Origin of the sequence: uncultured Kordia sp. (assembly GCF_947496985.1) — a bacterium.
Classification (GTDB): Bacteria; Bacteroidota; Bacteroidia; order Flavobacteriales; family Flavobacteriaceae; genus Kordia.
This window is the reverse complement of the sequence record NZ_CANMEZ010000039.1, coordinates 1-403: the sequence shown is the minus strand read 5'-3', so window position 1 is coordinate 403 and position 403 is coordinate 1. Positions and strand designations below refer to the sequence as shown.

Genomic DNA, 403 nt, shown 5'->3' with positions numbered 1-403 from the left:
CAACGGTAATTGAAAATGGACAAGTAGGTCTTACAATTAGTTATCACTTAAATGAAGCAGACGCTGATGCTGATGTTACTCCAATTACAACAGTAGATGGTCTTGATGAACAAGTTATTTGGGTACGTGCTGTAAATCTTCTTGGATGTATTCAAGTAGGAAGTTTTGAATTACAAGTAGATCCACTTCCGTTTTTTGTTGTACCAACTACACTTGAAGCATGTGATGATGATACTTCAGACGGAATAGCGCCAACAGACTTAACAATTAAAAATGATGAAATAACGGCATCGAACCCAGATTTAAATGTTTCATATCACTTAACACAAGTGGATGCGGATGGTGATATGAATGCACTTCCAATGCCATATGAAAACACTGCAACACCAACTACATATTCGGT

At 37.0% G+C, this 403-nt stretch carries 1 protein-coding gene; it reads left to right on the top strand.

From position 1 onward, the window contains the following. Window positions 1-403, top strand: a 403-nt coding sequence (locus Q0828_RS24410; protein WP_298427985.1) for a hypothetical protein, incomplete at both ends; no start/stop codon positions are given.